Source organism: Pandoraea anapnoica (assembly GCF_902459765.1).
Classification (GTDB): domain Bacteria; phylum Pseudomonadota; class Gammaproteobacteria; order Burkholderiales; family Burkholderiaceae; genus Pandoraea; species Pandoraea anapnoica.
In genome coordinates this window covers 150,136-175,126 of record NZ_CABPSP010000011.1, presented here as the reverse complement: position 1 = coordinate 175,126, position 24,991 = coordinate 150,136, and the positions used below count along the sequence as shown (strand labels likewise).

Genomic DNA, 24,991 nt, shown 5'->3' with positions numbered 1-24,991 from the left:
CCCGACCTGCGAGGGGGGCGCTGACAAACGTCAGAGGCCCACTCCCCCTCAGGTCGCAGGCCCGGCTTTTGCCAGCACGCGCTGGAATAGAAGCCGGGCCTTTTCTTTGGGCATCTGCAACTGGAATTTGCCGCCCAGTTCGGAGCGGATGGTCGCGGTGATCATCTCCACGCCGTCGACGATCATCGTCATCGGTTCGTTCATGTGCTGACGTGAGAAGTCGCGCATGCGTGCGGTCGCGCTGTCGCGCAGGCTCATCGTGACGACGACCTCAGTGTCGGTCGACCCGGACGTTCCATTGGCCGCCTGCGCCGGAAACTGCAATCCCAACTGTTCGATGTCGCGCGCCGCATAGAGAGCGAAGCGCGGGATGGCGTCGTCGTCGTCCGGAGGCGCAATGGCGATCAGCCGGGGGAGGACGGGGCGCTCGCTGGCGTCGGCCGCGCTCCCGGCGGAAGCCGCGCGGGGTGGTGTTGCCCGATGGACGGGGGCGTGCTGAGTTTGGGGTGCGGCCGTCGGTGCTGCCGTCTGCGCCAGCGCCAGCGGGCTCGACAGCGAGAGCAGGGCGGCGGCGAGCGCGGCCGAGACAAGGCGTTCAAAGACGGGGCCGCAGTGGCCTTCGTGGGGCCATCTCCCCATTCGTGCGATGAATGGCTGCCGTACAGTGCGCGGTGTCGATGAGATCGTCATGGCAGCCCCCTCGGCCTCGTCAGGCCACTTTGGTCGGGTGAACGTTTCCATTGTAGGTAACATCCGGGCCGGTCGACGGACGTTACAACGCTTCGTTGCGCGTCCTGTCCCGCTTTTTTCCTGGTTTCGTCCCGCTCCCCAACACCGATGCAAAACGACAGGCATTCGCCCGTTCCCGGAAGTTCGGTGGGATGACGCGTGGCAGTCTCCTGCCTCCCGTCAACCTGCCCGTTCCGGGCACTCCGGAGTTATCGATGCCGTTCAATCGCTTCCCCAAGACAATAACCTGGTGTTTTGGAATTTCCAGACCCGAAGCGTCTCCACCGCCCACACGTTCTCACGAGATGGGAAGCACGCTGAGAGGTGCCCGCCATCCTGATCCGTCGACGGCCGGGACAAGTGGCGCTTCCCAAGTGCCTCAAGCGTCGTCCACCACCGACTCGCCGTCATTTGAGATGCGAACGACGATGGCGGCGGACTGGAAGCGTGCCACGTCGCACGATCTCCGCGACCCTGCCGCATCCGGTCAAAGCACCGTTGTCGCGCCTCAGATTTCGCTTTGGGAGTGCGACGACCCGACGCCCGACTGGGCGGTCTCGCTGCGCGAGACGGCGCAAGCGTGGGTCGAGCGCTATGGCGTGAACACGGCGACGCTTATTCGCGTGGACCGCGAGTGCACCCGCTTCGGCCTGCTGGAACTGGAGGGCTACCGTTTCATCGTGGGGCCGACGGCGACGCCAGCGGAAGCGCGCAGCCTCACGCACATGCTCAAGATGAATCCGCAGATCGGCGCGATCTTCTGTGTCGAGCCGGGCACGATGCAGTTGCCGCGCGAGGGCGAGGGCGACGGCGGTGCGTCGGACGGGCCGGGCTATCGGGAGCGTCCGATCAGCGATTACATCACCCGGGTCACGCGCCGGGGCGGTCGACGCAGCGCGCCGGACGCAGGCGGGGACGCTGGCATGCCGTCATCCGCGACACCCGGCCATCTCGATGGGGGGCTGTCGCACGTGCAGTTCATGGAGTTCACGGGCATGGAGCGCTTCGACACCCAGATCGACGGTGCAGCGCTCTGGCGCGCCGGTCAAGGCGTGGCGGATTTCATGCGGCAGCATCCGGGCAAGATCCCGCTCGTCTGCTCGGAGCGGGGGATCGCCCGGCCGTGCGCCGTGATTGCCAGCGCGGCGCTGCAGTTGCACGGCGGCGACGCCCGGCTGCGCAGCCTGCTTGCGCACGAAGTCGTCCGGCAACGCGCCGAAGCCAGCGATCACCATATCAACGTGGCGGCCCGCAGCTTCGACCTGATCGCGGAACTATCCCGGCTCACGAGCATGCTGCGCGAACCGGGGCGGGGCGAAACGCGCAGCGAGCGCAAGGTGCACATCCTCAAGCAGCAACTGATGGGAGAAGATCGAGGCGTAAAGATCGACTGGCAAAGCCGGAAGGGACGCCGCCGACTCGCCGACTATCTCGAAGCGAACTTCGAGAAAGTGTCGCCGTTGCTGGCGTCGGGCGGCTTGCCGCCCGGCACGGCCATGCTGTGGTTGCGTGACGAACTCGACGTGCTGAACGGCATCCGCTTCCTGGCGGCCGAGTACATCGATGGCCACACGGACCGGATCTCGCAGGAGGCCATCGCCGCCAACGATCCGAATGCGGTGCGGCTGGTGTCGTTCGACGACTACGGCCTGACCTGCGACAACAAGTATTACGACGTAAGTTCGGTGGCCAGCTGGTACCGACACTGTCTGGGGGCGTCGAAGCCGCTGTCGAATCCGGTCTCGCGTGAGCCGGTCGTGGCGCTGCTGGTGCAGGCGGGCGAAAAGTCGCGGCTGGAAGCGCAGTTCCGCCGCTGGCCGGTCTAAGCCGTCGAAGGGTAAAGGCGGCGCGCAGCCCGTAGGACGTGAAGATGGCGGCCCCCACGATTCGCCGGACCGACATCTTCGTGAAACGACCCTCGACGCGCGTATAATTACGCCTTTGCCCTTCCTGATATTGGGTCCCGCCGTGACTACCCCCGCTCTGAACGCCCTGTACGAATCCTCCCTCAAGAGCCTGCCGCTGCTCTCGCGCGGCAAAGTGCGCGATAACTACGCCGTCGGCGACGACAAGCTGCTGATCGTGACGACGGACCGCCTCTCGGCGTTCGACGTGATCATGGGCGAGCCGATTCCGGGCAAGGGCCGTGTGCTCAACCAGATGGCCAACTTCTGGTTCGACAAGCTCGCACACGTCGTGCCGAACCACCTGACGGGCGTGGCCCCGGAGACGGTTGTCTCCGCCGACGAAGCCGCGCAGGTCGCCGGCCGTGCGGTCGTGGTCAAGCGTCTGAAGCCGATCCTCGTCGAAGCCGTGGTGCGTGGCTATCTGGCGGGCAGCGGCTGGAAGGACTATCAGGCAACGGGCGCGGTGTGCGGCGTGAAGCTGCCCGCCGGTCTGCAAAACGCGCAGCAACTCCCCGAGCCGATCTTCACCCCGGCGGCCAAGGCCGAACTGGGCGAGCACGACGAGAACATCAGCTTCGACGACATGGTGAGCCGCATCGGTCGCGAACTGGCCGAGCAGATCCGCGAGATCTCGATCCGTCTGTACAAGGAAGCCGCCGCTTACGCCGCCACGCGCGGCATCATCATCGCCGACACGAAGTTCGAATTCGGTCTGGATGACGATGGCAAGCTACACCTGATGGACGAAGCCCTGACCGCCGATTCGTCGCGCTTCTGGCCGGCTGACTCGTACGCCGTGGGCAGCAACCCGCCCTCGTTCGACAAGCAGTTCGTGCGCGACTGGCTGGAAACGCAGCCGTGGGGCAAGACCCCGCCCGCACCGGCGCTGCCGACGGAAGTCGTCGAGAAGACGGCCGCCAAGTACCGCGAGGCGCTCGAGCGCCTGACCGGCCAGCAACTGGCCTGAGCGGGGCACTGAGACTATGAGCAACAAACAAGCCGTGGCCCCGCGCATTGGCGTGGTAATGGGGTCCAACTCGGACTGGGAAGTGATGAAGAACGCGGCCGCGATTCTGGCCGAGTTCGGTGTGCCTTACGAGGCGCAGGTCGTCTCGGCGCACCGCATGCCGGACGACATGTTTCGTTACGCCGAAGCCGCACGCGAGCGAGGTCTGGTCGCGATCATCGCCGGTGCCGGCGGTGCTGCGCACCTGCCGGGCATGATCGCCGCCAAGACGACCGTGCCAGTGCTGGGCGTGCCCGTGCCGAGCAAGTATCTGCGTGGCGAAGACTCGCTGCTGTCGATCGTGCAGATGCCCAAGGGCGTGCCGGTCGCCACCTTCGCCATCGGTGAAGCCGGTGCAGCCAACGCGGCGCTGTTCGCCGTCTCGATGCTGGCCGCCGACGACAAGACGCTTGCCGACAAGCTCGAAGCGTTTCGTGCGAAGCAGACCGAAGCCGCGCGCGGCATGACGCTGCCCGCGCTGTAAAAGAAAAAACGTCCCCGCTACCGTCTGTTCCTAAACGTCGATGAATTCCGTCTCCGCTGCGCCCGTCCTTCCCGGCCAATGGCTGGGTATGCTGGGCGGCGGCCAACTCGGCCGCATGTTCTGTTTTGCCGCCCAGTCGATGGGTTACAAGGTCTGTGTGCTGGACCCGGACCCACGCTGCCCGGCCGGTGCCGTGGCCGACCGTCTTATCGTCGCCGATTATCGTGACGAGACGGCGCTCGCCGAGCTGGCCGCGCTGTGCCCGGCCGTGTCGACCGAGTTCGAGAATGTGCCGGCGCAGTCGCTCGATTTCCTCGCGCAAACCACGACCGTGAGCCCTGCCGGGCGCTGCGTCGCGATTGCGCAGGATCGAGTGGCGGAGAAACGTTTCATCGAAAGCTGCGGTGTGCCCGTGGCCCCGCATCTGGTGATCGAGTCGAACGAGGCGCTTGCCGCCATTGGCGACGCGGCCATCGACAGCGTGTTGCCGGGCATTCTGAAGACGGCGCGTCTGGGCTACGATGGCAAGGGGCAGGTGCGTGTGAACACACCCGCCGAAGCCCGCGAAGCCTATGCGGCACTCGGTGGCGTGCCGTGCGTGCTGGAAAAGCGTCTGGCGCTGGCCTTCGAAGTGTCCGTGTTGAGTGCACGTGGCGCTGACGGCAAGGTCGCCACCTATCCGCTCGCGCAGAACGTCCACATCGACGGCATTCTCGCGACGACGACGGTGCCTGCCCCCGATGCGGCACCGGCCATTGCCGACGCCGCGCGCGCGGCGGCTGCGGCGATTGCGTCGCAAATGGATTACGTGGGCGTGTTGTGCGTCGAGTTCTTCATCCTGAAGGACGGTTCGCTGGTCGCGAACGAAATGGCGCCGCGCCCCCACAACAGCGGTCACTACACCATCGACGCCTGCGCTTCGAGCCAGTTCGAACAGCAAGTGCGCGCGATGGCCGGACTGCCGCTCGGCGAAACGCGTCAGCATTCGCCAGCCGTGATGCTCAACATTCTCGGCGACATCTGGTTCGACGGCCCGGCCAAAGACCAGCCGCGTACGCCTGCCTGGGCGGCGGTGGCAGCGCTGCCGTCCGCACGTGTGCATCTGTACGGTAAGGAAGACGCGCGCGTGGGCCGCAAAATGGGGCACATCACTTTCGCCGGTGCGACGCTCGACGAAGCCCGCAAGGCGTGCGTGAGCGCAGCGGCAAGCCTCGATATCCCGCTGGAAGACTAAGCGCGCGATGTCCACGCCCTCTACGCCCTCCACGCCCTCCACGCCCCAGACGACGTCCCCGTCCGACGCCCCGTGCATTGTCATGCCGTCGGCGGTTGCCATCACGCGAGCGGCCGAGCAACTGGCGGCGGGCGAGCTGGTCGCGTTCCCGACGGAGACGGTCTACGGGCTTGGCGGCGACGCGGAGAATCCGGCGGCTGTTGCGTCGATCTACGCGGCGAAGGGACGTCCGGCCAATCACCCAGTCATCGTGCACTTTTCGCCGGAAGGCGATCCCGGTTACTGGAGCGACGACGTCACGCCTGCCGCGCGCAAGCTGATGGACGCGTTCTGGCCCGGTCCTCTCACACTCATTCTCAAACGCGCACCGCATATCCCGGACGCCGTCTCCGGCGGTCAGGATTCGGTCGGTTTGCGTGTCCCGTCGCATCCGGTGTCTCAGGCGTTGCTGCGCGAGTTCGCCCGGGTCAAGGGCGGGCAGGGCGGCGTAGCGGGCCCGTCCGCCAACCGGTTCGGTCAGGTGAGTCCGACTGCTGCGCAACACGTGCGCGACGAGTTCGCCGGACTGCCGGGCGTCACCGTTCATGTGCTCGATGGCGGAGAAGCGGCCGTCGGTATCGAGTCGACCATCGTGGATCTATCGCGCGGATTCCCGGCGCTGTTGCGCCCGGGGCATATCACGCCGGAACAGATTGCCGAGGCGCTGGGCGAGATGCCGCGTCTGCCGGGGCAGGACAGTAACGCACCGAGGGCCTCAGGCACGCTCAAGGCGCATTACGCGCCGCGCACACCCCTGTATCTGTGTGATGCCGGGCAGTTCGCGGCGGCGCTGGCCATGCATCCTGTGGGCGAACGTGTGGCCGTGGTGGCTTTCGCGCCGACGCTGGCGACACTGCCCGCCGATATCGCCGCCTCCACCGACATCGTGAAGCTTGTGCTGCCTGCCACGCCTGCCGGGCTCGCAACCGATCTGTACGCGATGCTGCGCCGTCTCGACCGCGCCAACGTCACACACATTCTGTTCGAGCGTTTGCCGGACACGCCCGCGTGGGCGGCCGTCGGCGACCGCCTGGGCCGCGCCGCTGCGGCATTCGAACGCGCTTAAATCTCACCTACCGATTCAGGTCGTCTTTCCCTGCGGCATCGGCGTCGTCGCACGTGCATGACGCCATTCCGGCGGCCCGAACAACGCCATCCACTTGTTTCTCCAGCCCGGCATCGTGACGACGTCACGCGCCATCGTGCGCCATTCGTGGAACGTCAGCGTGATCGGGTTATGGGTGTGAATCTGATCGACGATGCCGTATTCGCACGGCTCGGCGTCGCTTTCCTCGACGTATGAGCCGAACATGCGGTCCCAGATCACCAGCACGCCGGCGTAATTCCGATCGATGTATCGCGGGTTGCGTGCGTGATGCGCGCGATGGATCGATGGCGTATTGAGCACGTACTCCAGCCAGCCGAGTTTAGGAATTGCCTGCGTGTGCACGAAGAACTGGAACGCGAGGTTGAGCAGCACCACGCCGACGATCTGGATCGGTGTGAAGCCGATGAGTGCCATCGGCGTCCAGAACAGCCACATGCCCGCGACGGGATACATCAGGCTCTGCCGGAACGCCGTCGACAGATTCAGCCGCTCGGACGAGTGATGCACGACGTGCGCCGCCCATAGCCAGCGAATGCGATGGCTGGCGCGGTGAAACACGTAGTAGAGAAAATCCTGAACGATGAAGAGCAGCACGAAGCCGACCCATCCGGCAGGCATCGTGTAAATGCGGTGATGGTCGTAGAGCCACGCGTAGAACGGCACGATGAGCAGCCAAGCGAGTTTGTCCGCGCCCTGATGCATGAGCGCGAGCGTTGCGTTGCTGATGGTGTCCTTCAGGCTGTACATGCCGGGACGGCGGCGTCGCCAGTACCACGCCTCGATGCCGATGCACAGCACGAAGACCGGCGCGAGCGCCAGCAGGATCAACTCGACGTTCATGACCTCGCGTCTCCTCACGATTGGGTCATCTGAACCGGTGCCCCCGCATCTCTTGACGTGCCAGTACATCTGGCACGTCCGGTGCAGGTGACACCGATGGAACGTGTATTCTGACGCGAATCGCCCTCGCTGGCGCTGTCGTTAGAGGGAAACGTCAAGTACCGCGTCGGGCCTCGCTTCTACGTCGATATCCGATGACGCGCCTTGTCGACGAAGACATCGGGCATCGACGCCAGCCCCACTCAAGGGGCGTTTTCGTACACCCACGAAATCAACGCGTCGTTGAACGGACGCGCGTTGCTGGCCTTCGGGTCGTTGATCAGCGAGACCACGACGTACGTGCTGCCCGAGCGCGTTGCAACGTAGCCCGCGACCGCCCCCACGTCGTCGAGCGTTCCCGTCTTGATGTGCGCATTGCCTGCTACGTCACGATTGGCCAGACGATTGCGCATGGTGCCGTCGACGCCGACCGTTGGCATCGATTCGATGAGCACCTGCCCGGTCGGACTATTGATGCCGTGTTGCAGCAGGCGTGCCAGTTCCGAGGCAGTGATGCGTTCCACGCGCGACAGACCGGAACCGTTCTCCACGACGAGGCCCGGCGTGGCGAGATCGTTCTTCTCGAGCCAGCGCGTGAGCACTTCACGCGAGCGCGCAATGCTCGCTGGCGTTTTGCCGTCGGCGGCCAATCCCAGCGTGAGGAACAACTGACGTGCCATCACGTTGTTGCTGAACTTGTTCATGTCGTGCACGACTTCGGCCAGCGTCTGACCGCGATGCGTGACGAGCAGACGCGCACCCGGCGGTACAACACCTGTGCGCACATTGCCTGAGAACTGTCCGCCGGACGCCTGCCACAGTGCACGGAAGCCGCCGAGGAAGAAGCGATCGCGATCCGGCGCGGCGATGTTCCATCCCTTGTCCTCGCATGACGTCGGATACGTTCCCGAGAAGTGCGCCACGTAGGCGCCGTCGGGGGTCGTGCTCAGTGTGGGATGAATCCGTGTGAGCCAGTCGCCGCAATTGCCCGCGGGCGTCGACGACATTTCGTTCGCCACCTGCAGGTTCGCGAGCGGGGGCAGCACGCCGACGTCAACGGTGCCGTTCGGATTGCCGGTGAAGCTGAAAGACATCGCCTTGAACGAGTACAGCAACGGATCCGGCGCGACGTTGTAGGGACGGTCGCTGTCGCCGTCGATAGGCCCTTGCGCGCCGATGTCCGCGCTATAGGCCGAGCGGTCGAGCACGATGTCGCCGTTGATGTTCGTCACGCCGGCGTTGCGCAGTTCGGCGACGAATTTCTCCATCTCTTCCGGCACCAGCTTCGGATCACCCGTGCCCTTGAAGTAGAGATTGCCGTTGAGCGTACGCCCGTCGAATGCACCGTCGGTGAAGGCCTGTGTGCGCCAGCGATAGTCGGGGCCGAGCGTGTCGAGTGCGGCAATCGTGGTGACGAGCTTCATCGTCGACGCAGGATTGCGCGGCACGTTCGGATTCACGGCAAGCAGCGGTGCAGGCACCGCGCCACGCGTTTGCAGCGGATTGTCCACTTTCGCGACGATCACGCTGACGTGCGACGCGGGCACTTTGCTCGCCGCCAGTACGCGTGCCAGCGGTTGCGGCAGCGGCGTGGCATGCGGCGCCGTCACCGGCACCTTCGGCATTTTGCGTTTCGCCTGCTTTTCGGTTTTTGCGTGCACAGGCACGCTTGCCAGCATGGCAATGGCCAGCACCGCGCCACAGGCGCGCGCAAAGTCAGGCGCTGGGGAAATGGCGGAGCGCGACGAAAGTGACGATGGCGGGGGGGAGCTGAGGCGAAGCAGTGCGTCGGACGCGTGACGAAGGGAATGCAAAGGACGGTGGGGCAGGCGTAGCAAACGCATGACGGGCGGGGTTCTCCAGTGTTGCGCGCTGCGAAACCCCACAGCGCGGTGCGATGCGTGCCATTGTAAGTCCGACGTGCAACGAACTGTCGCTACAATGAGTCGAATTCCGGTGAGTGTCACGCGAAGGCAACATTGAGCGATCCCTCGCGACGTGCGTTGCGTCGTACAAATCGGTGGACTCCCAACGTTTGCGACCGATGTCAGACACCCCCGGGCAAAGCCTCAACCGGTGCCAAACCATGCGAATTTTGTTGGTGGAAGACGATACGATGATCGCCACGGCCGTCATGAAGGGTCTGCGTCAGGATGGCTGGACCGTCGACCATGTCGGCGATGGGCAGCGCGCGCTCGACGCGCTCGCCGTGGAGTCGTACGACGCGCTGCTGCTCGATCTCGGTTTGCCGCGTCGCGACGGCATCGACGTGCTGCGCACACTGCGCGGTCGTGGCCAGACGCTGCCGGTGCTCATTGCCACCGCGCGCGACGCCGTGGCGGACCGCGTCAGGGGACTGGACGCCGGTGCCGACGACTACCTTGTCAAACCCTTCGATCTCGACGAACTCGCGGCGCGACTGCGCGCATTGGTACGGCGTCAGGCCGGACGCAGCGAGCCGTTGCTGCGTCATGGCGGCATCGTGCTCGACCCGGCAACGCGTCAGATTACGTGCGACGGCGCGCCCGTCGTGCTCTCGGCGCGCGAATACGCCGTGCTCGAAGCCTTGCTCAACCGCCCCGGCGCGGTGTTATCCAAGTCGCAGCTCGAAGAGCGCATCTACGGCTGGGGTGAGGAAGTCGCGAGCAACGCCGTCGAAGTCCACATTCACGGGTTACGCAAGAAGCTCGGTGCGGATGCGATCCGCACGGTGCGTGGCGTCGGCTACATGATGCCCGCGCAGACGAACGAGACCCCGAACGGTGGTACATCGGCGTCGGAGGCGAACTGATGCGCTCGATTCGTCGCCGTCTGCTCTTCGGCTTGCTCATTACGCTCGCGATTGCGCTGGTGCTCGCAGGCATCGCCATCTTCCGTCAGGCACGCACCGAAGCCAACGAATTGTTCGACTTCCAGTTGCAGCAGATGGCGTTGTCGCTGCCTGCCGAATCGTTCTCCAGCGTGCCGGGCGAGCACAACGACACGGAAGGTCTTGTCATCCAGATATGGAGCCAGAACGGCGTGGAGTTGTACTATTCGCACCCGCGCACCCCACTGCCACCCCGTGCCGAACTCGGCTTCACCACTGTGCAGACTCCCGTCGGCGACTGGCGCGTCTACGCGGCGCGCGTAGGCGATAACGTCGTGCAACTGGCGCAGCCGATGGTGATCCGCGACTCGCTCGCTGTATCGATGGCGTTGCGCACGCTGCTGCCGCTGATTGTCGCAATGCCGTTGCTTGGCTTGCTCGTATGGATTGTCGTGGGACGCGGATTGAGGCCGTTGCGTCGTGTGACGAAGGCGCTCGATGCGCGTGCGCCGGGCGCATTGGAGGCGTTCCCCGAAGCTGGTTTGCCGGACGAAGTGCGTCCGCTGGTGCGTGCGCTCAACAGCTTGCTCGGCCGACTCGACGACGCACTGGTTCAACAAAAGGCCTTCGTTGCAGACGCTGCGCATGAGTTGCGTACGCCGCTCGCCGCCTTGCAGCTTCAGGTGCAGTTGCTCGAACGCGCGCACAGCGATGCAGAGCGCGCCGAGGCCATGCGCGATTTGCGTGAGGGCGTGCGTCGTGCGTCGCACATGGTGGCGCAGTTGCTGACGCTGGCGCGTCAGGAACCGGACGCCGCGCGTGCGGCAGCGGCGTTCACCGACTTGCCGTTGGCGCCCTTGTTGCAGGACGTCGTGGCGCACCACGCGGCGCTGGCCGTCGCACGCGGGATCGATCTGGGGCTGGACGCGCCCGACGCGCTGGCGCAGATCAGTCGTGTGCGCGGCGATGCGAACGCCCTGCAGACGCTCTTCGGCAACCTTGTCGACAACGCGCTGAAATACACGCCGCGCGGCGGACACGTGGATGTGCGTCTGATCTCGGCCACACCATCGCCGGTGGTTGAGATCGAAGACACCGGCCCGGGCATTGCACCGGCCGAGCGCGAGCGCGTGTTCGATCGATTCTTCCGTGGCGGCGCGGCCGCGACGGATGGCACGGTGCCGTCCGACGCGTCGGGCCAGTATCCAGCGGACGCGGTAAGCGAGCCGGACGCGCCGCGTGCGCAGGGCAGTGGTCTGGGTCTCGCCATTGTGCGAAACATCGCGCAGGCGCATGGCGCGCAGGTGGAATTGCTCGACGCTCGCAACGGTCGCGGATTGCGCGTGCGCGTGAGCTTCGGAGGCGCGACCTCGGTGCCGCCGGCGCTGTGATCCCGCGGGTGTCGTGGGTATCGCGTCTTGCGGTGCCGACGCTCGCGCCGACACCGCGTTGGCGACGGACTGCGTCACTCATCCGCGCGTCACGCTCGTGACTTTGTCGTTTTCAATCGTGAGTGTGCGCCGATCCGGCCGATGATCGCGCGTCGTCGGCATGGCCTTTCCGTCCTGCATGCCTATGCGCCACGGACACCCTTGTAGCATCGACTTCGCTTCCGCGAGCGACTTGCCGACGATGGCCTGATCGGCCGGTGCATCCTTCGAACATTCACCGTTCTGGCTTTGCATTTGCCCGGACATCGCCCCTTGCGTCGGTGTCGAGTCGGCCGGGCCCTGCGTACCCACCCCGTTGCCCGATGCGGCCTGCGCAGACATCGCCAGCGTCAGACAGAAAAACGCACCAGCCGCGCCGATCCAGCGCGAAGCACGGCGCGCGTGATAACGGGGCTGGGAGGACGTGGCCGCTTCGGATGTGCCCGACATATCGGTCTTGCGCATGGTGATTCTCCTGTCGACGAAAAGGCGCGGCGCGAAATTGCACCACCCAGCCACCGTAGACAGCGGCACGCGACGTACGCAAGTCGAACCACGCGAGGTGCGCCTTCAAACGCCAGTAACCGTGACGCATAGCAATCACTATCGCCCCGAATCGTCCTCGATGAATGACATTACGGCGTCGACGCCTTTTTCGTCGAATGGCTGCGTTGCCGTCCTAAAGTGTTCTTAAGTTTCGTCTTAAGGTTCTCTTAAGGGAGCCTCTCTACGATGACAGTCATGTTCAAACGTGGTCGTCGGTAAGGAGAGACTCATGCAGACTTCGAAGCTCACTCGTACGTTGGTTGCCGGTGCCGTGCTCGTCGCCCTGACGGGCGGCTATGTGGCCGGCCGTCAGCACTGGCAGACGCCTTTGACCTCGGAAATGGTCAGCGACGCGAGCGCTGCAAGCTCTCCGGCCGCGACCCCGGTCGCTGCGCCAAATTCTCCGAACACCGCGCCCCGCATGCTGGTGCCGGACTTCTCGCAACTGGCGGAACAATACGGACCGGCCGTAGTCAACATCAGTGTGACGCACGATGGGAAACCTTCGGCGCAACGCGGTTCGGCTGCGAATCAGTCGAATCAGTTGCCCCCGGGCATGGATCCGAACGATCCGCTGTTTCAGTTCTTCCGCCACTTCTACGGTGCGCCGGGCAATGACGGCGGCGACAGCGGTGGCGACGACGGCAGCAACGGGCCGACGCGCAGCCTTGGCTCGGGCTTCATCGTGAGCCCCGACGGTTACATCCTCACCAATGCCCACGTCGTCGACGACGCGAGTCAGGTGACGGTGAAGCTCACCGACAAGCGCGAGTACAAAGCGAAGGTCGTGGGCAGCGACAAGGCGAGCGACGTTGCGTTGCTGAAGATTGCCGCTACGGATTTGCCGACGGTGAAGATCGGCGATCCGTCGAAGTCGAAGGCGGGTGAGTGGGTTGTCGCCATCGGTTCGCCGTATGGCTTCGACAACACTGTGACGGCGGGTATCGTGTCGGCAAAAGCGCGCGCGTTGCCCGACGAGAACTACACACCGTTCATTCAGACGGACGTGCCGGTCAACCCGGGTAATTCGGGTGGACCGCTGTTCAACCTGAACGGTGAGGTCATCGGCATCAACTCGATGATCTACTCGCGTACCGGTGGATTCCAGGGCTTGTCGTTCGCGATTCCGATCGACATGGCGATGAAGGTCAAGACGCAGCTTCAGCAGTACGGCAAGGTGAGTCGCGGTCGCATCGGTGTGGCGATTCAGGAAGTGAATCAGTCGCTCGCGAAGTCGTTCGGTCTGCCCAAGCCTACCGGTGCGTTGGTGTCGTCCATCGACAAGAGCGGCCCGGCGGCGAAGTCGGATCTGAAGCCGGGCGACGTGATTCTGGCGGTGAACGGCGCGACCATCGAGGATTCGGTGCAGTTGCCGGAGAAGATTGCGGATATGCGTCCGGGGCAGACGGCCACGCTCACCGTGTGGCGTAACGGCGCGAAGCAGGATGTGGCGGTGAAGATTGCCGCGCTCAGCGACAAGAAGGACGTGGCGAGCACTGACGATTCGGCAACGCACGGTCGTCTGGGCCTGGCGGTTCGCGAACTGTCACCACAGGAGAAGCAGGCGGCGCAGGTGACGAATGGTCTGCTGGTCGCCCGCGCGGGTGGTCCGGCGGAGCAGGCAGGGGTGGAGGCGGGCGACATCATTCTGTCGCTCAACGGCACACCGGTCACGAGCGCCGCGCAACTGAGCGAGAAGCTTAAAAAGGCAGGTAATAATGTCGCGTTGCTCGTGCAGCGCGACGGGCAACAGATTTTCATCCCGGTCGATCTCGGCTAAGCCATTTACGCAACACCGGCCCCGAGAAAGACGCCAAGGGGTGCCACGCACTACCCGGGTACCGACGGCTTCGCTGTCGGTACGAACCGCATCGTTAAGTCATGCAAGGGGAGGTTGAATATGTGGCAACAACAATGGCAACGCTGGTCGGTGGCAGCCGCCACCGCCGCAGCACTGACGGGCAGTCTGGGCGGCATTTCCGTCGCTCATGCACAGGGCGGCACATTGCCCCCGACGATGCAGCAGGGCAACGTGACGTACGTGTCCGGCGGCATCGACAGCGACGAGTCGGGCACGTTCAAGCGTGAAGCGTCGCGTTGGCCGCTGTCCATCATGATGGCTGCACGCGGCAATGGGGCGAACGAATACATTGCCGATGCACAGGTGCAGATCATGCGCGGCGGCACGACAGTGCTCGATACGCGCTCGAAAGGGCCGTACATGCTGGTGAAGTTGCCCGACGGCGACTACACCGTGAAGGTGACGTACGAGGGCAAGCCCATGACGAAGGATGTGAAGGTTTCCGCCAAGGGGCATGCCGTCGCATCGTTTCTGTGGCCGCACGAATGATGTGCCGATCGGTCGGGCGAATGTAGTGCCACAGATGTTTGACGCGTAAGTTGAAGTTACCCAGGCAGTACCAGGCAGTACCACTCTGCAACGAGTGAGCGAGTTGCGCCGCCATGTTCTTCATGGCGGCGCTTTTTTTTGCAGATTCGGAAAGGGGGGGCGAGAGGCCGAGCTGTCAGGCGGCGCTGCGGCACGTGGCAGCAGAGGGGGCGTCGTCGTCTGACGCGTCAGATGCATCGTCGACACGCACGGCAAACGTCTGCGTGACGGCGATGCCGTTCTTGATCGCGGTCATCTCGGCAAGAATCGCCACGGCGATTTCGGCAGGGGTGCGCGCGCCGAGATGCATGCCCACGGGGCCATGCAGCCGCTCGATCTCCGTCGTGCTCAGATCGAACAGCGACAGCCGTTCGCGACGCCGCGCATTGTTCACGCGCGACCCGATCGCCCCAATGTAGAACGCTGGCGACTTGAGCGCTTCGAGCAGCGCCATGTCATCGAGCTTCGGATCGTGCGTGAGCGTGAGCACGGCACTGTGCGAATCGAGTTGCAGGCGGACGATGAGATCGTCCGGCATCTCGCGCGAGAGTTCGGTGCCTTCGACCTGCCATTCGTCGGCATACTCGCTGCGCGGGTCGCAGACGATCACGTGATAGTCGAGCGCGCACGCCATACTCGCCACATACTTCGAGAGCTGCCCTGCGCCGATCACCACCAGACGATGGCGCGGCCCATGCGACGTGATGAGACGCTCGCCGTCGAATTCGACGGACGGCGTGTGGTGTCCCGGCGCCATGCGGACCGCGCCGGTTTTCATATCCAGTTCGCGCACGACGAGCCGGAATTTACCGATGCTGTCGAGCAGTTCGGGAATGCGCGACGTCTCACGCACAGGTTCGAGCACCAGTTGCAGCGTGCCGCCGCAGGGGAGCCCGAAGCGATGCGCTTCCTCGGCGGTCACGCCATAGCTGGTGATTTGGGGGCGGTCCTGCGGCCAGTCGCCGTCGCGAATACGCGCGACGAGATCGTCTTCGACACAGCCGCCGGACACCGAGCCGACGAGATGACCGTCTTCACGGATCGCGAGCATCGAGCCCACGGGACGAGGGGCGGAGCCCCAGGTGCGCACAACGGTGCCCAGCGTGACGAAAAAGCCTGCGCGGGTCCACTGTACGGCGGACTTCAGCACTTCCAGATCGACACTATCCATAGCACTCTTCCTTCGCCAATACGCGAGCGGCTGACCGCTGGCCAGGGGACATTGGCTGCGATGGCTCTGATTTTGCGCCGCTCGATCTGATGCGGCGAAGTATATCGCGCCTTGGCTTGCGCTGTATTTCAGCCGATACTCCGGTCGGACGGGGTTCCGGTGGTGGTCAACGTGCGGTGGGGCGGCATCGCCATCCCGGGGATGCGATGCCGCAGCCGCGATCTGACGAGCGGTAACTCGTGTCACAATAGTTCGATGTTCGAGACAACGCCGCAATGCCGCAATATCCGTACGTCGCCACGTCGCGATGCTCCCATGCCACCTGAGAGATCAACGTCCATCGGGCGCAGACGCTAAGGAGAGAGGCTATGGAACTACAGAACAGTCGGCAGTTACCCGTCGCGCGGGACGTCGCGTGGATCGCGCTGAACGACCCGGGCGTACTGCAGGGATGTATTCCGGGATGCGAGTCGATCGAGCGCGTGGACGACACGACGTGGACCATCGCCATCGCAGCGACGCTCGGCCCCGTCGGCGGACGCTGGACCGGGCGCATCAAGCTGACCGACGTGATCGTGCCGACCTCTTACACACTGCATTTCGACGGAATAGGTTCGTCGGCTGGCCACACACGGGGTCAAGCCGCCGTGACGCTGCAACCGCAAGGACCGATGGGCACATTGATGACTTACGACCTGAAGGCGCAGTTCGGCGGCGAGTACGCCAAGCTCGATACGCCGCAGGTCGACGGCGCGGCCGCCGCGCTCGCCAACGAATTCTTCCGACGCCTGACGGCCGCCATCGCGCCACACCACAAGCTGAACGATCCCATTGCCGCCGATGGTGAAGTGGCCGCTGCGCTGGCGACCGACGCCGCCATGCGCGACATGCCTTCCATGCGTGGCAAATTCACGCGCTGGTGGCCATGGGCAGTGGCGTTGCTGATCCTGATCCTTATCGTGATGTGGGGCAACCATGCCAGCTGAGCGCCGTCAGGGCAAATCCGCGTCGGCCGATGCCGCATCCTCGCCACCCTCGCCACCCTCACCACCCTCGCCACCGTCACCGCAGGAAGACGCACGACGCGACTCGCTTGCGCGCGAGTTGCTGGCGACGGCCGAGGCGCTCGAAGCGGCTGGCAAGGAGCCGGCGTCGCCGGGCGTGGCAGGGTATGACGTGCGCGTGCGCATTCGGGACGGCGAGACGCCGGTGTTCGGCCCGGGGCGTCTCACGCTACTGCGCGCCATCGATGCAACGGGGTCGATCTCGGCAGCGGCGCGTCGCATGAACATGTCCTACCGTCGCGCCTGGCTGCTCGTCGAGGCGATGAACCACGAATTTCGCGAGCCGCTCGTGACGCGCCACATCGGCGGCGTGTCGGGCGGCGGGGCGCAGTTGACGCCGTTCGCGCAGAACCTCGTCGCGCACTACGACACCCTCATCAAGGAAATCCGCTCGCTGCTCGACGCGCACGTGCCGACCTTCGACGCCTATCTCAAAGACGGCAAAACCGTCGACCCGGACGACGAGTGAGTTTGTCCTGAGGCTCCCGACGTTCTTCACGTCCGGGGCGGCCGGGCAATCGTTCCGGCCCGCTTCGGCCCGCTTCCAACGATTCCCCTGCTGAACTCCCGGGCGCGGCGGCACCGCAACACCGTTTAACGGCCGGTATTCCCGCCTGCCCCGATCATCACGAAAAAGTTAATTCTTCGTGAGGACTTCGTCACCGGCACGCGGCGACACTGACTCCATCGAATAACACTTCTGCGATGGAGACCGCGATGACCACGATCACGAAGTCGGTGCCCCCGGCGGCACAGCCTCCGGCGCGTCCCGCTACGGTTCAGCCGTGGTGGCTGCGCGTGACGCACTGGCTCAACGTGCTGGCCGTCGTCGTGATGGTCATGAGCGGCTGGCGCATCTATAACGCATCGCCGATTTTCCCCTTCCGTTTCCCGAACGAGATCACGCTCGGTGGCTGGCTCGGCGGTGCGCTGCAGTGGCACTTCGCGGCGATGTGGCTGCTGGTCGCCAACGGTCTGATCTATCTGACGACGAACGCCGCGAGCGGCCGCTTCTTGCGTCGCTTCTTCCCGCTGACGCCGCGCGGTGTGCTGCACGATCTCTTCGCTGCACTGCGCGGTCGTCTGACGCACGACGATCCTCGCCACTACAACCAGGTGCAACGCGCCGCTTATCTGTTCGCGGTACTCGACCTGGTGTTGCTCGTCGCGTCTGGACTGGCTATCTGGAAGCCCGTGCAACTCGGATGGTTGTGCACGCTGTTCGGCGGCTTTCAGGGCGCACGTCTTGTTCACTTCATTGCGATGGCCGGCCTCGTGGGCTTCGTCGTCGTCCACGTGGCGATGGTGGCGTTGGTGCCCCGCACGCTGCGCACCATGATTACCGGTCGTTGAACGGGTGTTGCCCCCAGTTCATCGCACGCCGACACTAAGGAAGCCCCGCCATGACACCCCAACGCAAGTCCTCGATCCTGACGGCCGACGCCCCGGTCGTGCGCGACGGCGAGGCGATTCTTCACGAAGCCCGTGCGTTGATGACACGTCGCGTGTCCGAGCCATCGCGCCGCGCGTTCCTCACGCGCACCTTGTCGCTCGGCGGCGTCGCGTTGCTGTCCGGCTGTTCCCTCGACGACAACGCCAGTGTGGAGTCGGCGCTGACCAAAATCTCACGCTGGAACGATCGAGTGCAGGCCGCGCTGTTCCGAAAGAGTGTGCTGGCCCCGACGTTCCCGGCCTCGGCCATTACGCGTCCGTTTCCGTTCAACGCGTTCTACTCGATGGACGAAGCGCCCGTGGTGGACGAAGCCGAGTACCGGCTGGAGTTGTCCGGCCTGATTGCCGACAAAGCGCCATGGCGGCTCGACGCCCTGCGCGACTTCGCTGCACCGCGTGCTGCCGAGCAGATCACGCGTCACGTGTGCGTGGAAGGGTGGAGCGCCATCGGACGCTGGGGCGGCGTGACGTTCGCAGACTTCCTGCGCCGCATCGGCGCGGACACGTCGGCGAAGTACGTCGGCTTCAAGTGTGCGGACGACTACTACACGAGTATCGACATGCCCACGGCGCTGCATCCGCAGACGCTGCTGGCGCTCACCTACGACGGCCAGACGCTGCCCCGGGAGTACGGCTTCCCCATGAAGCTGCGCATCCCGACCAAGCTCGGCTACAAGAATCCCAAGCATATCCGCGCGATCTACGTGACGAACACGTACTCGGGCGGGTATTGGGAGGACCAGGGATACAACTGGTTCGGCGGCAGTTGATGCCGGGGCCGGTGGCGGAACGATCGCTCACTGGCTGGCACGGCTGCACGACTTACGAGACGTCGGCAAACGGTTGATTGTCGGTTGAACGCCAGATCGTCTCGATGGAAATTCTCACTCTTGGAGGTAACCGCAATGAAGAAGCAAATTCTGGCAGTGATGGCACTGGGTCTGGCACTCGGCACGGGCGCTGCTTTTGCGCAGGACGCAATGGGCAAGGGCGATGCAATGTCCAAGGGAGACGCCATGAGTAAGGGCGACGCCATGGGCAAAGGTGGCGCGATGAGCAAGCACGACGCCATGTCGAAAGGCGACGCGATGTCCAAGGGTGGCGCCATGAGCAAGGGCGATGCGATGGGCAAGGGCGGCGCGATGTCCAAGGGCGATGCCATGGGCAAGGGCGATGCCATGGGCAAGGGCGACGGGATGGACAAGAGTGGCGCGATGAGCAAGGGCCAGTAAGCACGCGCCGACGCTATCGAAGGGTAGCGAATGGCTCAGAACGGCTCAGCAGGACCCAGAGGAAACAAGGCGTCGCAACGGAACTCCGCTGCGACGCCTTGTGTTTTGCCGTGCGACTGTCTGCGCGCGATCACCGTGTCAGCGCCACCGATTTGATCAGCAGATAAACATCCCGCCCCGGGTGGAGTTGCAACTGATCGGCAGACAGGCGTGTGATGCGCGCGCGCAGCACGGTGCCTCTTTCGAAGTCGCGGCTTCCCTGCAACGTGACGTCAACTTCGACGGAATCGCCGAGATCGCGCAACGTCCTGATCGTCCCGGGAAGTACGTTCAGCACGCTGGTATCGACGGGGGGCGACGTCGCGACGGCTACATCGCGTTCGCGCACGAGAATTCGGCAGCGATCGCCGGGCTGACCGCTCGCGCGTGGCACGCGTAGCCGGATGACCTCGTCGCCGTACACGGCGACTTCCGTCAGGCCGTATTGCGCGTCGTGCGCGACGATGCGCGTCTCCAGCACCGTGCCCGGCGATTCGGTGATGCCGTCGAATGCGTCGCGATGCAGATTGAGGACATCGGCCGGTGCGCCCTGCGAGATCGTGCGTCCCTCCTTGAACAACACCACCTGATCGGCCAGCCGCATGACCTCGTCCAGCGAGTGCGTGACATACAGCACGGGTAGCTTCAGCTCGTGACGAATGCGGTTCAGGTAGTCGAGGACCTCCAGACGCCTTGCATGATCGAGCGAGGCCAGCGGCTCGTCCATGAGGAGCATGCGCGGGCACGACAGCAGCGCTCGGCCGATGCCTACACGTTGCTTCTCGCCGCCCGAGAGTGCGCCCGGACGACGATCGAGCAAGTGACTGAGGTTCAGCACATCGACGACATGTTCAAGGGCGATTGCGCCGCTACCTGCCGCAGCCACATCGCGACGTCGCAACCAGCGCCCGAAGAGCAGGTTCTGGCGCACGGTGAAGTGCGGCATCAAGCGTGCATCCTGGAACACGTAACCGATGCGGCGCTGCCAGGTCGGCAGTGCGATGCCGGCGGCGCTGTCGAAGAGCACGCTATCGCCCACGACGATGCGTCCGGCGTCGGGTTTGAGCAGGCCGGAGACGGCATTGACCACCGTGCTCTTGCCACTGCCGGACGGACCGAACAGGGCCGTCACGCCCATGCCCGCGGCGAACTCGGCGTCGAGCACGAAGCTGCCGAAGCGGTGTTGGAGACGAACTTCAACCGTCATGACCCATCGCCTTGCGGTTGCCGAAGCGAATCAGCACTTCGGAGAAGATGAGCGTGGCGACGGCCAGTACGACCGAAATCGCGCACATGCGCCAGACCATTGCGTCACCGTCGGGGACTTGCGTGGCCGTGTAAATCGCTAGCGGCAGCGTCTGCGTCTGTCCGGGAATGTTCGAGACGAAGGTGATCGTCGCGCCGAACTCGCCCAGTGCACGCGCAAATGCCAGCACGAAGCCGTGCAGCACGCCGGTCGCGGTGAGCGGCAGCGTCACGGTAAGAAAGGTGAGCCAGGGGCCGGCACCGAGCGTCTGTGCGGCCTGCTCAAGCTTCGTGTCGGACGACTCCAGCGCTTGCCGGATCGCACGCACGAGCAGCGGAAAGCCCATGACGCCAGCCGCGAGCGCAGCGCCCGTCCAACGAAACGCGAAGGTGAAATTGAACCACTCACGCAGCAGCTTGCCGATCGCGCCTTGCGCACCGAACAGGACGAGCAGTGCGAAGCCCACGACCACCGGCGGCAGTACGAGCGGTAAATGCAGGATGGCATCGAGCAGCGCCTTGCCGGGGAAGTGCCGGCGGGCGAGTAGCCAGGCGGCCGCGTAGGCGAAGGGCAGGCTGCAAAGCGTGCCCCACAGACCTACGCGCAGGCTAAGTTCGACGATGCCCCATTCTTCCGGGGTGAGGCCCATGCCGAATTACGGACGGCTGAAACCGAAACGCTGGAACGTGGCCTGAGCCGTCGGCGTTTGCAGGAATTTGAAGAACGGATCGGCGTCGGCGCGGTTGGCCTGCTTCGTCACGGCCACCGGGTAGACGATGGGTGCATGGCTGTCGGCGGGGAAAGTCCCGGCGATGCGCACACGCTTCTCGGCGTTGGCGTCTGTCTTGTAGACGATACCGTACGGCGCTTCGCCACGGGCGACCAGCAGCAGTGCGTTGCGCACGTTGTCGGCGGCGGCCACCTTGCCTTGCACCTTCGACCAGATGCCGAGCTTTTCAAGCGCAGCCTTACCATAGAGGCCGGCCGGCACGTGAGCGGGGTCGCCCATGGCGAGCTTGCCATTGCCCAGCTTTGCGTCGAGATCCGCACCCGACTTGAGGTCGACGTCACCCGAGGTCGTGGCAGGCGCGATCAGCACCAGTTCGTTTCCGAGCAGGTTGGTGCGGGTCTTCGTGTCGATCAGGTCGTGCTTCTGCGCGTAGTCCATCCAGTCCTGGTCGGCCGAGATAAAGACGTCGGCGGGCGCGCCTTTCTCGATCTGACGGGCGAGCGTCGAGCTTGCGCCGTACACGAGCACCGGCTTCTTGCCCGTCTCCTTGGTGTAGGCGGCCGACAGGTCGTCGAGGGCATCCTTCATGCTGGCGGCAGCGAACACTTGCTGGGCTGCGGCGTGGCCGGCAAACAACAGGCTGGCACCGACGGCGGCAACGCCAAGGGCGCGGCGCAGCATCGTGCCGGTGGTATTCGAGGCTTGGGACGTTTGGCTAACAGTGACAGTGGTTGCGACAGCTTTCACGAAAGTGGTCTCCAGCGTGTGATGGCAAGGCTGACTCGGCTGACTTGGCATTCGGTGCGCAGCGCCGTGAGTCGGCTCATGGATACGGTCGGGCAGCGAGGCCGGACCTTCGGCTGCGCGGGGTGCGCAACGCGTTGTGTAGGATTATATATAACGATGCGGCGCTGTACAGCGATACGCCTTATCACGGCATCTGAATGGCGCACGGCGCGGCGATGGCGCGTCGCGAAACGGAGAATTCGGGACAATGTGCACGTTCGCCGGACATGGCGAAAGCGAGATTCGGGTGTGATGTCTGTTAATTAATATATGTAGTAAGTCGCAAGGGGCCACGAATGGGCCCCTGGGTCGCATCTCAGGCTGCCGCCGTCTGCCCGCCCGGGCGCAACATCGCCGGGCTGGTGCGCAGCATGTCGAAGAAGCCGTCTACGACGGCGTCGCACTCTGCGCCGAGATCGTAGTCGGGCAGGAAGAGCCAGTCCGACATCATGCCGACAACCAGTGCGTGCAGCATGATCGCGGCCCGCCGTGTGTCGAGCGCCGCAGGCAACTGGCCGCGCTCGATGGCGCGTTCCATGTCACGCGTAATGCGCTGCTTGCCGTCCGCGCGGGCTTCGCGCTGACGCTCCAGCACCGAGAGCATCTCGTTCGTGTATTCACACTTGTGGAACAGAATGTCCAGCACGCGGCGGCGGCGCTCGTTGCGCGCAGTTTCCTTGAGTACCAGCTTGCAGATCTCATGCATGCGCTGCATCGGGTCACCGTCTTCCGGCTCGGTGCATTCCTCGTCGATCATGCGCTCCATCGGCAGACGGATGCGATCCGTCATGGCGTTGAAAAGATCGATCTTGTTCTTGAAGTGCCAGTAAATGGCGCCGCGCGTGAGGCCGGCGGCTTCGGCGATGTCGGCCAGCGACGTTCGCGACACGCCTTTCTGAGCGAACACCGTCTCGGCGGTGTCTAGCAACAGATTGCGGGTCTCGATCGCTTCTTCTTTCGTTCTGCGGGCCATCGTCGTGTCACAGGGGCAGCGGAAATTTGTGAAATGACATGTAAACAGCGCCGCACTATGGTGCGACGCAATGTGATTTACATACATTCATGAATGTATCTATAATAGCAGCCGCTTGCTCTATTGCACAGGGACCATTTAAGCTGCCTCCTCTAAGGGATAACTCCCTGACCGGAGAGAGTGAATTGATGAAGCTGCGCCGCCTGATTGGGGGTTAGGTGCGTGAGTCAAGGTCGCCTGATGTCCCGGAGCCTGTTCGACGATCTCAAACGAGTGCCAGCGTGCGCGGCCAGTGCCGTGCCCGGGGACGTCTTGTTGGCCCGCCCGTCCCATCCGGCGGGCCTGTCTCCGATGGCCCGCTCAACCGGGCCTTTTGGTATTTGCCGCCCGCCTTTGTGCGACGGGATTGCGGACCGGCCTTCGCCGTCGCAATCGTCGCAACGTTATTCGTCATTTTGTTTGACCGCATTCCATTTATCGGGGGCGTATATGCACGTCAAAAGAAGTTCACTGGGGATGGTCACTGCCGTCGCACTCGCGGTATTGACCCTGGCCGCGTGCGGCAAGAAGCCGCAGCAGCCGCAGGGCATGGTGCCGGAAGTCGGCGTCGTGACACTGCAACCCCAGAGCGTCACGCTGACGACCGACCTGCCAGGCCGTACCGCGCCCTACCGCGTCGCCGACGTGCGTGCGCGCGTCGACGGGATCGTGCTCAAGCGCGATTTCACCGAGGGCGGTGACGTCAAGGCTGGCCAGCGTCTGTACAAGATCGATCCGGCAACGTATCAGGCCGCTTACGAGAACGCCAAGGCAACGCTCGCGAAGGCTGTGGCGAATCAGGCGTCGACCAAGCTGTTGGCCGATCGCTACAAGCAATTGGTCGCCGTCGAGGCCGTCTCGAAGCAGGACTACGACAACGCGGTCGCCGCCGCACTGCAAGCCGACGCCGATGTGCAGGCCGGCAAGGCTGCCGTCGATACGGCGAAGATCAACCTCGGCTATACCGACGTGCCGGCCCCGATTTCGGGTCGCACCGGTCTGTCGCAAGTGACCGAAGGCGCTTACGTGCAGTCCGGCGCCGCCACGCTCATGACGACCGTGCAGCAGATCGATCCGATGTACGTGGACGTGACGCAATCGGCCGCCGATGGTCTGCGTCTGCGTCGCGCGCTGGCCGACGGCAAGCTGCAAAGCGCTGGCAAGAACGCCGCCAAGGTCGAACTGACACTGGAAGACGGCACCGCGTACCCGCTCGAAGGCAAGCTCCAGTTCTCGGACATCACCGTCGACCAGACGACCGGCTCGGTGACTGTGCGCGCTATCTTCCCGAACCCGAACCGCGAGTTGCTGCCCGGCATGTTCGTGCACGCCAAGCTTCAGGAAGGTGTGAAGGAAGGCGGTCTGCTCGTGCCGCAACAAGGCGTGACGCGTGACCAGAAGGGGCAGCCGACGGCACTTATCGTGAACAAGGAAGGCAAGATCGAACTGCGTCAGCTTGTGACCGACCGTGCGATCGGCGACAAGTGGCTGGTGAGCTCGGGTCTTGCCGCAGGCGATCAGGTGATCGTGTCGGGTCTTCAGAAGGCGCGCCCCGGTTCGCCTGCGAAGGCAGTGCCGGCACAGTTGCCGGGTGCTCAGGCGCAGCAGCCGGCAGGTGCGAGCGCACCGGCCGCCGCCAGCGCCTCGGGTGCCTCGCAGGCCGACGCCGCCTCGAGCGCCAAAGCCCAATAACGCGGAG

24 protein-coding genes are annotated in these 24,991 nt (G+C 64.5%); 15 read left to right on the top strand and 9 right to left on the bottom strand.

Features of this window, described 5'->3' with window-relative positions; all coding sequences use genetic code 11:
• Nucleotides 1-48: 48 nt before the first annotated feature.
• Nucleotides 49-690 carry a SecDF P1 head subdomain-containing protein gene (locus tag PAN31117_RS18290; RefSeq protein WP_150739457.1) on the bottom strand — a complete coding sequence of 214 codons (642 nt, stop codon included), beginning with the start codon at nt 688-690 and terminating at the stop codon, nt 49-51.
• A 455-nt stretch (nt 691-1,145) separates the two neighbouring features.
• Between PAN31117_RS18290 and PAN31117_RS18285 the strand changes: the two genes are divergently transcribed.
• The 5 genes from PAN31117_RS18285 (at nt 1,146) to PAN31117_RS18265 (ending at nt 6,465) form a co-directional block, all read left to right on the top strand.
• A complete protein-coding gene (locus PAN31117_RS18285) occupies nt 1,146-2,555 on the top strand; it encodes a hypothetical protein (protein WP_150739456.1) in 1,410 nt (469 codons plus the stop codon).
• A gap of 157 nt (nt 2,556-2,712) precedes the next feature.
• Nucleotides 2,713-3,603 carry a phosphoribosylaminoimidazolesuccinocarboxamide synthase gene (locus PAN31117_RS18280; RefSeq protein WP_039402467.1) on the top strand — a complete coding sequence of 297 codons (891 nt, stop codon included), beginning with the start codon at nt 2,713-2,715 and terminating at the stop codon, nt 3,601-3,603.
• A 16-nt stretch (nt 3,604-3,619) separates the two neighbouring features.
• The gene (purE, locus tag PAN31117_RS18275; protein WP_150739455.1) at nt 3,620-4,126 is read left to right on the top strand and encodes a 5-(carboxyamino)imidazole ribonucleotide mutase; all 507 of its coding nucleotides are present in this window, start codon (nt 3,620-3,622) and stop codon (nt 4,124-4,126) included.
• A gap of 40 nt (nt 4,127-4,166) precedes the next feature.
• Nucleotides 4,167-5,360: a 5-(carboxyamino)imidazole ribonucleotide synthase gene (locus PAN31117_RS18270; protein WP_150739454.1), complete on the top strand. Its 1,194-nt coding sequence runs from the start codon at nt 4,167-4,169 to the stop codon at nt 5,358-5,360.
• An 82-nt stretch (nt 5,361-5,442) separates the two neighbouring features.
• Entirely contained in the window at nt 5,443-6,465 is a 1,023-nt protein-coding gene (locus PAN31117_RS18265; protein ID WP_150739453.1) for an L-threonylcarbamoyladenylate synthase, read from the top strand.
• Between the two features lie 15 nt (nt 6,466-6,480).
• Here the strand turns inward: PAN31117_RS18265 and PAN31117_RS18260 are convergent, their stop codons facing one another.
• Complete coding sequence (locus tag PAN31117_RS18260) at nt 6,481-7,347, bottom strand: sterol desaturase family protein (RefSeq protein ID WP_150739452.1); 867 nt, start codon at nt 7,345-7,347, stop codon at nt 6,481-6,483.
• Between the two features lie 242 nt (nt 7,348-7,589).
• Nucleotides 7,590-9,011 carry a D-alanyl-D-alanine carboxypeptidase/D-alanyl-D-alanine endopeptidase gene (gene dacB / locus PAN31117_RS18255; protein ID WP_246189158.1) on the bottom strand — a complete coding sequence of 474 codons (1,422 nt, stop codon included), beginning with the start codon at nt 9,009-9,011 and terminating at the stop codon, nt 7,590-7,592.
• A 461-nt stretch (nt 9,012-9,472) separates the two neighbouring features.
• Here dacB and PAN31117_RS18250 point away from each other — a divergent pair, with 461 nt between their 5' ends.
• Together PAN31117_RS18250 and PAN31117_RS18245 are read left to right on the top strand one after the other, a co-directional pair.
• On the top strand, nt 9,473-10,177 hold the full coding sequence (locus tag PAN31117_RS18250) for a response regulator (protein ID WP_150739450.1): 705 nt from the start codon (nt 9,473-9,475) through the stop codon (nt 10,175-10,177).
• Nucleotides 10,177-11,586, top strand: coding sequence for an ATP-binding protein (locus tag PAN31117_RS18245; RefSeq protein WP_150739449.1), 1,410 nt, complete (start codon nt 10,177-10,179; stop codon nt 11,584-11,586). The genes PAN31117_RS18250 and PAN31117_RS18245 overlap by 1 nt, the downstream gene beginning before the upstream one ends.
• Before the next feature lie 78 nt (nt 11,587-11,664).
• Here the strand turns inward: PAN31117_RS18245 and PAN31117_RS18240 are convergent, their stop codons facing one another.
• Nucleotides 11,665-12,090: a hypothetical protein gene (locus PAN31117_RS18240; RefSeq protein WP_150739448.1), complete on the bottom strand. Its 426-nt coding sequence runs from the start codon at nt 12,088-12,090 to the stop codon at nt 11,665-11,667.
• Nucleotides 12,091-12,400: 310 nt separating this feature from the next.
• Here PAN31117_RS18240 and PAN31117_RS18235 point away from each other — a divergent pair, with 310 nt between their 5' ends.
• Both PAN31117_RS18235 and PAN31117_RS18230 read left to right on the top strand, forming a co-directional pair.
• Nucleotides 12,401-13,951 carry a DegQ family serine endoprotease gene (locus tag PAN31117_RS18235; protein ID WP_150739447.1) on the top strand — a complete coding sequence of 517 codons (1,551 nt, stop codon included), beginning with the start codon at nt 12,401-12,403 and terminating at the stop codon, nt 13,949-13,951.
• A gap of 120 nt (nt 13,952-14,071) precedes the next feature.
• The gene (locus PAN31117_RS18230) at nt 14,072-14,521 is read left to right on the top strand and encodes a carboxypeptidase-like regulatory domain-containing protein (RefSeq protein WP_150739446.1); all 450 of its coding nucleotides are present in this window, start codon (nt 14,072-14,074) and stop codon (nt 14,519-14,521) included.
• 175 nt (nt 14,522-14,696) lie between these two features.
• On the opposite strand, the gene PAN31117_RS18225 is transcribed toward PAN31117_RS18230, so the two are convergent.
• Complete coding sequence (locus PAN31117_RS18225; RefSeq protein ID WP_150739445.1) at nt 14,697-15,731, bottom strand: XdhC family protein; 1,035 nt, start codon at nt 15,729-15,731, stop codon at nt 14,697-14,699.
• Nucleotides 15,732-16,099: 368 nt separating this feature from the next.
• Here PAN31117_RS18225 and PAN31117_RS18220 point away from each other — a divergent pair, with 368 nt between their 5' ends.
• The 5 genes from PAN31117_RS18220 (at nt 16,100) to PAN31117_RS18200 (ending at nt 19,479) form a co-directional block, all read left to right on the top strand.
• Nucleotides 16,100-16,717 (top strand): SRPBCC family protein, encoded by a 618-nt coding sequence (locus tag PAN31117_RS18220; RefSeq protein ID WP_150739444.1) that lies wholly within the window; start codon nt 16,100-16,102, stop codon nt 16,715-16,717.
• Entirely contained in the window at nt 16,707-17,264 is a 558-nt protein-coding gene (locus tag PAN31117_RS18215; protein ID WP_150739443.1) for a winged helix-turn-helix domain-containing protein, read from the top strand. The genes PAN31117_RS18220 and PAN31117_RS18215 overlap by 11 nt, the downstream gene beginning before the upstream one ends.
• 248 nt (nt 17,265-17,512) lie before the next feature.
• Nucleotides 17,513-18,148: a cytochrome b/b6 domain-containing protein gene (locus PAN31117_RS18210; RefSeq protein ID WP_150739442.1), complete on the top strand. Its 636-nt coding sequence runs from the start codon at nt 17,513-17,515 to the stop codon at nt 18,146-18,148.
• 50 nt (nt 18,149-18,198) lie between these two features.
• Entirely contained in the window at nt 18,199-19,017 is an 819-nt protein-coding gene (locus PAN31117_RS18205) for a molybdopterin-dependent oxidoreductase (RefSeq protein WP_150739441.1), read from the top strand.
• A gap of 135 nt (nt 19,018-19,152) precedes the next feature.
• Entirely contained in the window at nt 19,153-19,479 is a 327-nt protein-coding gene (locus PAN31117_RS18200; protein ID WP_150739440.1) for a pentapeptide MXKDX repeat protein, read from the top strand.
• Between the two features lie 130 nt (nt 19,480-19,609).
• On the opposite strand, the gene modC is transcribed toward PAN31117_RS18200, so the two are convergent.
• From modC to PAN31117_RS18180, 4 genes are all read right to left on the bottom strand, one after another.
• A complete protein-coding gene (modC, locus tag PAN31117_RS18195) occupies nt 19,610-20,725 on the bottom strand; it encodes a molybdenum ABC transporter ATP-binding protein (protein WP_150739439.1) in 1,116 nt (371 codons plus the stop codon).
• Nucleotides 20,715-21,413, bottom strand: a complete 699-nt coding sequence (gene modB, locus PAN31117_RS18190; protein WP_039396645.1) for a molybdate ABC transporter permease subunit — start codon at nt 21,411-21,413, stop codon at nt 20,715-20,717. The genes modC and modB overlap by 11 nt, the downstream gene beginning before the upstream one ends.
• 6 nt (nt 21,414-21,419) lie before the next feature.
• Nucleotides 21,420-22,241: a molybdate ABC transporter substrate-binding protein gene (gene modA, locus PAN31117_RS18185; protein ID WP_246189157.1), complete on the bottom strand. Its 822-nt coding sequence runs from the start codon at nt 22,239-22,241 to the stop codon at nt 21,420-21,422.
• Nucleotides 22,242-22,596: 355 nt separating this feature from the next.
• Nucleotides 22,597-23,253: a TetR family transcriptional regulator gene (locus PAN31117_RS18180; RefSeq protein WP_150739438.1), complete on the bottom strand. Its 657-nt coding sequence runs from the start codon at nt 23,251-23,253 to the stop codon at nt 22,597-22,599.
• Nucleotides 23,254-23,742: 489 nt separating this feature from the next.
• On the opposite strand from PAN31117_RS18180, the gene PAN31117_RS18175 reads away from it, so the two are divergent.
• Nucleotides 23,743-24,984: an efflux RND transporter periplasmic adaptor subunit gene (locus PAN31117_RS18175; RefSeq protein ID WP_150739437.1), complete on the top strand. Its 1,242-nt coding sequence runs from the start codon at nt 23,743-23,745 to the stop codon at nt 24,982-24,984.
• Nucleotides 24,985-24,991 lie beyond the last annotated feature (7 nt).